Origin of the sequence: Streptomyces sp. NRRL F-2664 (assembly GCF_000719345.1) — a bacterium.
In the GTDB taxonomy this organism is placed as follows: Bacteria; Actinomycetota; Actinomycetes; order Streptomycetales; family Streptomycetaceae; genus Streptomyces.
This window is the reverse complement of record NZ_JOFX01000087.1, coordinates 1-8,269: the sequence shown is the minus strand read 5'-3', so window position 1 is coordinate 8,269 and position 8,269 is coordinate 1. Positions and strand designations below refer to the sequence as shown.

Here is an 8,269-nt window from a genome sequence, read left to right as displayed (position 1 = left end):
GGAGGGGGTGCGCCCGAAGGGCGCCCCTCGAGGGGCGCCCTTCGGGCGCACCCCCTCCAAAAGCCCTTATATAGGGGACGACCCCGGCGGCGGGCAGCAGCTGCCCGTCGGGCTCACCCTTGGCCAAGGGCCTTGCGGGCCTTGCGCCCGGCCTTGTCGGCGCGGGCCATGGCCAGGGCGGCGGTGGGTGGCCTCTGCCGGAGAACGCGGGGCGCTCAATCCGCCGCTGGATCTCGTCCTGTTGCTCCTGGTGGACGTGCTCAGGCTCACGGATCCAGTCCCGCACCTCGGGCTGCTCGAACCCGGTGCAGGCCCCCAGCGCTCGCGCCGGTCGGCACGCTCGGCCAGGCGCTGCTCAACTCGGGCGACCTCGCGCTGCCGGTCCAGCTCCCGGGCCTGCTCGATCCGGGCCCGCATCCGTGCGCGCTGCTCGCACGTCGCCTCGTCCCACGCCTCGACGTACGCGGCGACCTTCACCTCGGGGCGGCAGCCGTAGCCGTGGGCGCTCTTCCGGGAGTTGATGAGCCCCCACAGGCGTCATACGGCCAGGCGGCCCAGGCTCTCGGCCTGGAACGTGATCTCCCCCACTGGTTGCGCCGGACGATGTTGTTCGTGAGCAGCTCGACGAGCTCGGACTCGGTCGACCGGCGCAGGGCGATGGCCACCGTGTGGTGCAGGTCAGACCACGAATCTCCCGTGATCGACCAGCTGAGCTCCTCCGTTTTGCCGGTAGGCAAGAACACCCCTCCACGGCCGAGTTGGGCCCTCCACAAGTGCCACACGCGGCGCATGACGCTCCTGGCAACGGCGCTGACGTCATCTCCGAGTCCGCCTCGATAGGCCCCTGGCGGGCGGAGTGCCGGGCGAGCGCCACCAGCTCCTCCGGGCTCCGAGCAGAGGCCAGCTCCTCGGCGGGCTCCAGGCCGAAGCGGCGCACCAGATGGTCCGCGGTGTTATTCAGGCGGAACGCGGCGGTGAAAACGCGCTGGGGGCCGGCCATCACCCTCGCGACGGCCAGCGGCCGCGAGATCGCCCAGTTCTTCGGCACCAGCTCGCCGACCACCATCAGCACCACGGTCGACAGGGCCACGCCCAGCAGGCTCGCGGCGCTCGACACCGGGGCCGGCGGGCAGCCCGACAACCTCCAGCGGACCACGCAGGAGAGCGGAGACGGACGGTTCGGCGAGCATGCCGATCACCAGAGAGGCACCGTGATGCCGAGCTCCTGCCCGCAGGCCAGCGGGAGGCGACCCACCGCCAGTCCTCCACGGTGGAGAGCGCTACGCCTATGTCGTCTGCGAACATATGCAAGGACTCCTCGACGGTGAACAAGTCGTCGTTGCCCTTGGCCACCGACCCGCCGACAGGGCGCATCGGCTCGCTCTCCAGCGCCTTGTCACCAAGCCCGAACTGGGCCTTGGCGACCTGCTCCACCAGGTCCCGCGCCTCGGCCACCAGCTGCTCGTATCGCGACCGAGAGACGTTCCCCACCCGCTCCGACATGCTGCCTCCACCCCTCAAGGTTTCCCGGGCAGGCCAGTCGCCCGACAGCGACCGTTCGAAAGCACATAGGCCCAGGCCACCACCAGAATGGGCTTCCGCGTTCCAATGGCGGCAGGCGCGTACCGGGGGCGCGCGAGGCGCTACCGGACCGCCCGTTCGACCCCGTACCGAACAAGCGGACAGCAGGGACACCCGCGGCGTTCGGCTATTCCGTCACCGTGACGGAACCCCGTAACGCCCGCTCCCGCCAAGCCCGCGTTCGGCACCACGACGAACAGAACACCGCCGGCCGACGAAGCTCTACCCCCACCGTCCACTCACAGCCACACACCGGACACGCCGCCTTCTCACCATGCTGCATCGCCGACACACGCCGGCGGGCACGGTCCAGGGCCCGCCACCGGCGTGACCTGCACCTACCCGAACAAAACAGCTGCCGCCGACTTCGTTGACGGCAGCAACACTCCACACTCCCTGCAATACCTACGGACCGACCCGCCAGCAGCCATGCCCCCAGCATCCCGACTGCCGAACCCTTCGGCCAGGGACCTCAATCAGACCAGTCAACGCACACCCCCGACATCCACGACGCCGGGGGTGTTGTTGACCGACCCTTCGCCAACTTGAAGCCGCTGGTCAAAGGGCTGGCGTGCCGACCTGGCGACGTAGTCGCGCTGGTCGTCGGCGGGAGTCTGTGAGTAGATCATCTGCCGGATCGGTTGGCTATGGACCGGGCTTGGTGGGTTCGTAGGTGATCAGGTCTCCCGGCTGGCACCGCAAGACCTCGCAGATCCTCGACAGGGTTGAAAAGCGGACGGCCTTGGCCCGGCCGTTTTTCAGCACGGACAGGTTGACGACAGTGATGCCGACCTGCGAGGACAGCTCAGTGAGCGTCATGCCGCGCTCAGTGAGAAAGTGGTCGAGGTGAATCCGGATCGAGTGAGGTTCCTCATCGTCGGGCATCAAATGGTCCCTTCGAGATCCTCTCGCATGTGAACGCCCTCGCGCATGATCTTCCCCATGATCACCGTGGCGAGGCCAACGAGGACGAGAACCATGGATCCGGAGATTGCCGGTCCGGAACCGATCATCGGCGCCATGCTGCCCACGAGCCAGGACTGTGACCAGCCGACGAGGAGGCCGGCCACTGGCGTTCCGGCCGTGAGGAACCACCCCAGAGAGAAGATCCGGGATGCCACGGGGGCGGTGAACGGTCCCTCCCGCACAACGGCCGCGAGCAGCCGGGAAAAGAGAAGCAGTGCCACGGATCCGAAGAGCCACCAGGGCAGCAGGTTCCCGAGGTCGGCGGCACGCTGACCCGCGGAGGGGCTGTCCTGGCACAGGCGGGTGGTGCTGCTGGACGCCTTCACGCCCGCACTTACGGGGACGCCGCCCTCCAGCGTGGCGTTGTGCCAGAAGTCTGTCTTCGCACAGACCGCCCCGTCGTCGAGTATGTGCGTGACCGCCGTGCCGACGAACGCGAGGGCGCAGAGCACCGCCAGCGCAAGGGTGAACGAGGCCAGGGCCCTCGTAAGTCGCGTGTTCCTCACGTCTCTCCTTATCGATTATCGATATGCACATGCTAGCGGGGCATATCGATAATCGACAAGCGCATGGCTGCGGGAGTGCCCGAACGGGCAGACCTGGGCGTTGAATACCTCCCATGACGGGCGCGGCCTTGCGGCTGTCGCGGTGCGCGCTCTGCGCCGGTCCGGCGAGGACGCGCAGGCCGTGCGGCTCGCCGACCGTGCCGCAGGAGCTCCACACCACGGCGTAGTTGCGGCGGCCAGGTGTAGCCGGCGGCCGGGTCGCGGGGCTTGCCGGAGGGGCTGACGGCGTGGGTGCATTCGGTGCCGTCGGGGTGGAGCGGGGTGATCTTCACGCTGATGCGGGCCATGGGCTTTGTCTCCTGTTCGGGCTCGGGAAGGGCAGCTGGTGGAGCGCGGCCGCCGGGGCGCGGCTCCGAGTGGGGCGGGCGCGGCGGGGGCATGGCTCTGTTGCCGGGGCCTGGTGGTGGGCCAGGCTGGGCGAAGGCCAGGAAGCAGCGAGGGGACGCGATGGCGGTGGAGTTCGATTCGGTGCTCGCCGACGGGGTGATCTATCCGGCGTTCACGGACGACGACGGGGTGTTGTGGATCGACGACGAGGAGGACTACGAGGTCGTCGTCGACCACGCGATCGTCGACGGGGTGATCTACGAGGCGGGGGTCGATGAGTACGGCCGCCTGCTGATCTACCTGGACGACTGAGCGCGCGGGGCTGCTCCGGCGGCCTGCCGTACTCGACCCTCGGCCCGGACGGGGGCGGGGTTCGAGTACGACGCAGGGTGCCGGGTCAGTGGTGGATGTCGTTGCGGGTGCGGGTGAAGAACATGCCGCGCGTGGTGCTGTTGCTGGTGATCTCGGTCCGCATGGTGACCGGGCCCTCGTAGACGTTCTTGGTGACGGCGGAGCGGGCGCGGTTGATCGCGCCGCCGATCGCGGTGGCGGCCATGGCCGGGCCGGCGAACGGCAGGGTGCCCATCAGGACTCCGGCGAGGCTGACGGAGGCGAGGCCCTGCAGAACGAGCCAGGCGCCGCAGCCGATGCCGGTGACCCCGGCGCCGACGCCGATGCTCGCGACCGCGATCCCGGCCGCCCAGGCCGGGACGATCCGGTGGTCGGGCTGGGGGACGGGCGGGGTGTCGCCGTAGGCGGGCACGGGGGAGTGGTCGCGGTACGACGTCGGGAAGTAGCCGGGCGGGTCGGTCCGGAAGCTCGCGTCCATGATCCGCTCGGCTTCGGCGGCGGCCTCGGAATCGGAATCGGGCGGCCGGCGGTGGGGTGGAAGTCCATCGTGCTTCTCCGTTCGGGTACGGGCGCGCCCTCCCGGCCGGGGCGGGGGGGAGGGCGCGAGGGGTGGGGGAGCGGGGCGGGCTACTGCCGGTGGGCGGCGGCCTCGAACTCGGCGAGCGTCGGGTACTGCAACCGCAGGGTGGCCCGCGGGCCGGTCTCCGGCTCGGGCTGCTCCTGGACGCCGTTCTTGCGTCCGGCGAGCAGCAGCTGGTTCAGCAGACGGCGGGCCTCGGGGTCGGTGGCGAGGGCGGCGGCGGCTTCGTCGACGATGACCAGGGGGCGGTTCACGGTTCACTTTGCACCCGACCTGAAGCCCGTCGAGGCCGTCTGGCCACTCGTGCGCAGAGCGATGGCCAACAAGCGCCTTCGACCCACCCGACGACCTCCACCGCAAACTCCGCCGCAAGTTACGCAGGATCCAGCTCCGACCCCACCTGATCGACGGCTGCCTCACCGCCACAGGTCTGGCCATCAACCCACTGACCCCGCCCTGAGCACCTCCGTAACCAACTCGTCGGGGGCGCAACGGCGGTCTCGCCAGCACCTTCCTTGTGCCCTACGACCGCACCGCCTCTCCGAGCCACAACAGGAGCGGCAGTGACGCTGCAGCTGACACGTGCTCTGGCAAAGGACGGCTGGCGGCTGTCAGAACGCTGCCCATGGTATTAGTTGCGCTCTGAGAGTATTAAGGAGGCCACTCATGGGGGATCAAGCCGACGAGGCTTCCGGCGCTTCCCCACAGCCGGATAGGAGGGGAGAACATGCTGAGGCTGGAGGAGCCCAGGCTAGGCATCGATCTCTCTGGAAGGAGCTACTCCTTCTAGCCGTCATTGCCATCGTGTTGGCATTGCTGATCAAAACGTTCTTACTGCAGGCATTCTCTATTCCTTCGGACTCGATGCAGAACACCCTTCAGCGCGGTGACCGCGTACTGGTCGACAAGCTCACTCCTTGGTTCGGATCGCAACCAAGACGGGGAGAGGTCGTTGTGTTCCATGATCCGAGCAATTGGCTAGAAGGTGAGCCCTCCGAGTCCAATATCGCACAGGATTTTCTCAGTGCAATCGGTTTGATGCCCTCGGCTAACGAGAAGGACCTGATCAAGCGCGTAATCGCAATCGGTGGAGACACAGTCGAGTGCCGCAGGAATGGCCCCGTCAAGGTAAACGGCAAAGCGCTAGATGAACCTTACATCTTCCCGGGGGATACGCCCTGTAACGATAAACCTTTTGGACCTTTAAAAGTGCCCGATGGAGCAATCTGGGTCATGGGCGATCACCGGCAGAAATCTAGCGACTCGCGCTGGCACATGCAAGATCCAAAAACACACGGATTCGTGCCCGTGAAGGACGTTATTGGCCGTGCTATCGTCATTGCTTGGCCCCCTCCGCGCTGGGCAACGCTACCGATTCCAAGAACCTTCAGCCAGCCTGGCATCGGCGACCAGTTCAACAGGCAGTAGGGCCATGCAAGAGCCCGTCTGCCAGACGAGCAAGTCTTCTGGCGATTTGGTCCGGTGCAAAATGGGGGTGAGTCCCTGATGTCACTTTGTGACGTATCGCCAGGTGACCGTCATGAACACAACGGAGGCTCCGGCTGGCTGGTTGACCTCACAAGTCCTAGCCATCTGAGGTGGGCTTGTTCCGCTTTCACGCACACCTGCGGCTGATCCTTTGGAGTGGGCACCCTGACAATGGATCTTGATGATCCAGGAAGGGATGTCCAGCGGGACGCAAGTCTCCTATCCGGAGGAGGTCAGGAATTGACGCTGTCGCGCTCTACCGAGCCGCGGCCGCCAAGCGGACCTGTGCGGCCGCGGCCGCGGATCTTGGCGTCATTGCGGAGTCGCTGCGGACGTGGGCGCGCAAGGCCGAGGCCGTGCCCGGATGCCGTAACACGGGCGGCGAGGCGGATGAACTGCCACGGCTGAGGGCAGAGGACGCCCGGCTGATGAAGACCGGGAAAGAGTGACACCTCGAGCGTGACATCCTGCGCAGGGCGGCCGTATTTCGCTCGGGAGGTGCAGCGGGCCCCCGCCGCTGGGACTTTCATCTCCGACAACCGCGCCGACTTCGGCGTCAAGCGGATCTGCGGGGTGCTCGGGGCTCCCGCGCCGTCTGGCCACCGGGCCGGCCCGTGCCCCGCACCAGGCCAAGGAGAAGCGGACTGTGAGCGAGATCCGCGCCATCCACGCCGAGCACGATGGCGCCTATGGTGGCCCGCGCGTCCATGCCGGGTTGCGAGCGAGGGGGCGCCGGAACAACCGCAAGCGCGTGACTCGGCTGATGCGGGTCGGCCACATCCGTCGGCCGGCACCTGCGGAAGAAGAAGGGTTTCTGCTCGGGATGATGATGTTCATCGTGGAGGCCATGGGGAAGAAACCACGCCCTCGCCGGCTCAGATTGTCGAGCTGTGGCCGACGTGGGGACCGCTCGGTCGGTCAGGTCGCCAAGGACTTCGATTTGACCGAGACCGCGGTGCGGGCTGGGTGAAGCAGGCCGAGATCGTCGCCGACGAACGCGATGGGCTGACCAGCCTGCGCCAGCGCGAACTCCCGGGCCCGATGTTCCCGGGCCTCCGCCCGATACCGGGCGCTCTCCTCGTTGTGCTGCGCCTGGAGCCGACGGACAGCAGCTTTCTGTTCGGCCTCCCGCGCAGCCTTCAACTCTGCAGCTCCAGACGCCGCTAATGGGCCTTCTGGCCCGCCTGCGTCGCCAGCCAGGCCTCGCGCCGCGCCCGAGCCGCGGCCTTCAGCTCCAGCCGCCGCCGCGTTTCCTCATCACGACGCCGTTCGGCCTCCTCGCGGCGCCGTTCCTCCTCCCACGCGTTTTGCGCCTCGGCGGACTGGGGGGACGTCCCCCACAACGTGCGCCTGAACCAGCGGTGCTCCTCGCCGACGATCCGTGTCACTGCCCGGTTCGGAGTACTCCGGCAGGGGCGCAGCTGTCCGCGCACCACCCCCACGCCCGCTTCCTGGCGGATGACGTGCGGACGGCCGGAGTGCGGGTGCGGACGGAGACCTACCGGTGGCAGGCAGAGGTCGAAGCTCATGCTCGGGAGGCCCGGTACGACGTGGTGGCGGAAAGGCCCCTGCCAACCCCAGCGAATGGCTGGCCTCGATGGCTGCCTACTACGCGGTCGGCTATCGGATCGAGGTGGTGGCCCTGGCTGTCCCGGAGGGCGGTGTGCCAGCTCGGTGTGCTGGACCGGTACCTGCGCCTCGCCGAGGAGGGCCAGGCCCGGTACGTGGGGTGGGACAACCAGGCAGCCTGCGCCGCCGACCTAGCGGAATCGAGAACGGGTGCCTTGCCGACCGGGTCACCATCGTGCGGCGCGCGGGCGAGGTCTTGTACCCCAACGAGCTCACGCCCCCAAGCGGGTGGACGCGCCCGCCGGGCGCCCGCGAGGCGCTGCTCTCCGAACAGGTACGGCCGTGGAGCCCTGTGGAGACCGGGGTCTTCCGCCGCCAGCTCGCCGATGCCGACCGCTGTGCCCACGATCCCCGGCTGCCGGAGGACTGGACGCTGGCCGTGCGCCGTGACGCCGAGGGGGCCGCCGCGCTCGCCGAGCCCGTTCGGCGGGTGGCCCAGCCCCCCAAGGAGGCACCCGGAGTCGGCTACCAGGTAGTTGCGGGGACGGCGCTCGTAGCGGTGGTTGAGTCTGCGGTAGCCGGTCGCACGTGCCGCAGCGCGCCTCGCTCTCGCCGTGCTCGCCGGTGGACACGATGGCGCGGATGCCCGTGTTCGTCCCGGGCGCGAGCAGCAGGCGTCGCTGGAGGGTGGCGCGGTCGATGCGCTCGTAGGCGGCGACCGAGGTGAACTCGTCTGTAAACCCAATGCCGTTGATTTAGGGGTCTGGTGGAGGTGTGACGGCCACGATGACCTGCAGTGTTTCTGCGGGACGACGGGTTGGCTGTAGCGGTCGTGGCCGGT

Annotated in this window: 8 protein-coding genes and 2 pseudogenes; 4 read left to right on the top strand and 6 right to left on the bottom strand. The window is 68.2% G+C overall.

Going from position 1 to position 8,269, the window contains the following annotated elements; translation table 11 throughout:
* Positions 1 to 823: 823 nt before the first annotated feature.
* The 3 genes and pseudogenes from IF89_RS43160 to IF89_RS0133500 all read right to left on the bottom strand — a co-directional run.
* Positions 824 to 1,231 (bottom strand): annotated as a pseudogene (locus IF89_RS43160) (CNNM domain-containing protein); the annotation flags it as partial.
* A gap of 995 nt (positions 1,232 to 2,226) precedes the next feature.
* Positions 2,227 to 2,466: a helix-turn-helix domain-containing protein gene (locus tag IF89_RS0133505; RefSeq protein ID WP_030776217.1), complete on the bottom strand. Its 240-nt coding sequence runs from the start codon at positions 2,464 to 2,466 to the stop codon at positions 2,227 to 2,229.
* Positions 2,466 to 3,053, bottom strand: a complete 588-nt coding sequence (locus tag IF89_RS0133500) for a DUF2975 domain-containing protein (RefSeq protein ID WP_030776214.1) — start codon at positions 3,051 to 3,053, stop codon at positions 2,466 to 2,468. Before IF89_RS0133500 ends, IF89_RS0133505 begins: the two co-directional genes overlap by 1 nt.
* Positions 3,054 to 3,560: 507 nt before the next feature.
* On the opposite strand from IF89_RS0133500, the gene IF89_RS0133495 reads away from it, so the two are divergent.
* Positions 3,561 to 3,752: a hypothetical protein gene (locus IF89_RS0133495; RefSeq protein WP_030776211.1), complete on the top strand. Its 192-nt coding sequence runs from the start codon at positions 3,561 to 3,563 to the stop codon at positions 3,750 to 3,752.
* A gap of 85 nt (positions 3,753 to 3,837) precedes the next feature.
* Here the strand turns inward: IF89_RS0133495 and IF89_RS0133490 are convergent, their stop codons facing one another.
* Both IF89_RS0133490 and IF89_RS47225 read right to left on the bottom strand, forming a co-directional pair.
* Complete coding sequence (locus IF89_RS0133490) at positions 3,838 to 4,269, bottom strand: hypothetical protein (RefSeq protein ID WP_234327982.1); 432 nt, start codon at positions 4,267 to 4,269, stop codon at positions 3,838 to 3,840.
* 149 nt (positions 4,270 to 4,418) lie between these two features.
* Entirely contained in the window at positions 4,419 to 4,625 is a 207-nt protein-coding gene (locus IF89_RS47225) for a hypothetical protein (protein WP_078628700.1), read from the bottom strand.
* Positions 4,626 to 4,632: 7 nt separating this feature from the next.
* Between IF89_RS47225 and IF89_RS49815 the strand changes: the two are divergent.
* The 3 genes and pseudogenes from IF89_RS49815 to IF89_RS49810 form a co-directional block, all read left to right on the top strand.
* Positions 4,633 to 4,831: pseudogene (locus IF89_RS49815) on the top strand (IS630 family transposase); the annotation flags it as partial.
* Positions 4,832 to 5,037: 206 nt separating this feature from the next.
* Complete coding sequence (gene lepB, locus IF89_RS43140) at positions 5,038 to 5,799, top strand: signal peptidase I (protein WP_078628699.1); 762 nt, start codon at positions 5,038 to 5,040, stop codon at positions 5,797 to 5,799.
* Positions 5,800 to 6,505: 706 nt separating this feature from the next.
* Positions 6,506 to 6,829 (top strand): IS3 family transposase, encoded by a 324-nt coding sequence (locus IF89_RS49810; RefSeq protein WP_063831381.1) that lies wholly within the window; start codon positions 6,506 to 6,508, stop codon positions 6,827 to 6,829.
* A gap of 193 nt (positions 6,830 to 7,022) precedes the next feature.
* On the opposite strand, the gene IF89_RS46425 is transcribed toward IF89_RS49810, so the two are convergent.
* The gene (locus tag IF89_RS46425; RefSeq protein WP_158718036.1) at positions 7,023 to 7,388 is read right to left on the bottom strand and encodes a hypothetical protein; all 366 of its coding nucleotides are present in this window, start codon (positions 7,386 to 7,388) and stop codon (positions 7,023 to 7,025) included.
* Positions 7,389 to 8,269 lie beyond the last annotated feature (881 nt).

Coding starts and splice junctions, on each gene's coding strand:
- IF89_RS0133505 (WP_030776217.1), bottom strand. CDS start 2,466: ATGCCCGACGATGAGGAACCTCACTCGATCCGGATTCACCTCGACCAC.
- IF89_RS0133495 (WP_030776211.1), top strand. CDS start 3,561: ATGGCGGTGGAGTTCGATTCGGTGCTCGCCGACGGGGTGATCTATCCG.
- IF89_RS0133490 (WP_234327982.1), bottom strand. CDS start 4,269: ATGGACGCGAGCTTCCGGACCGACCCGCCCGGCTACTTCCCGACGTCG.
- lepB (WP_078628699.1), top strand. CDS start 5,038: ATGGGGGATCAAGCCGACGAGGCTTCCGGCGCTTCCCCACAGCCGGAT.
- IF89_RS46425 (WP_158718036.1), bottom strand. CDS start 7,388: ATGAGCTTCGACCTCTGCCTGCCACCGGTAGGTCTCCGTCCGCACCCG.